This is a genomic window from Limosilactobacillus mucosae (assembly GCF_046939755.1).
Lineage (GTDB): Bacteria > Bacillota > Bacilli > Lactobacillales > Lactobacillaceae > Limosilactobacillus > Limosilactobacillus mucosae_A.
Genome location: NZ_JBKZAY010000100.1, coordinates 1 through 414 on the forward strand (window position 1 = coordinate 1; position 414 = coordinate 414).

The following is a 414-nucleotide window of genomic DNA, read 5'->3' on the forward strand; positions in this document are numbered from 1 at the left end:
TTGCTTTATAAACGTTTTGAAAATGGTGGTCTGCGTTGGCCACGGCATCGCAATGATGCCGTCCAGTTAAGCCGACGCCAAATCAAGCTGCTTTTGGAAGGCATCTCTCCGTTGCCTGTTAAGCGAGTTAAACCCGCGTCAAATGGGCATTTATATTGATTTTAGTCTGTTAATTTTCTAACGTTTCTGATATGCTTAATAGCATTCAGAAGCGTTAGGAGGTGACGAACCATGGCTCAAGCACAACAGCCCAAGAATCTTGAAGAAGCCTTGCAGGTCATTCAGCAACAAAACGAGTTGATCAATCAGCTGAAGGTAGCCCTTCAGCTTCAACAGCATCGCCGATTCGCAAAAAAAAATGAGTCTTTGAACCCTGATCAGCTCTCTTTGTTCGAAGAGAAGCAGGTTGAAGCG

The 414-nt window shown here is 44.7% G+C and carries 1 protein-coding gene and 1 pseudogene; both read left to right on the plus strand.

Going from position 1 to position 414, the window contains the following annotated elements; all coding sequences use genetic code 11:
• A complete protein-coding gene (tnpB, locus tag ACLUWI_RS10340) occupies positions 1-159 on the plus strand; it encodes an IS66 family insertion sequence element accessory protein TnpB (RefSeq protein ID WP_412147243.1) in 159 nt (52 codons plus the stop codon).
• Positions 160-231: 72 nt separating this feature from the next.
• Positions 232-414 (plus strand): annotated as a pseudogene (locus ACLUWI_RS10345) (IS66 family transposase); the annotation flags it as partial.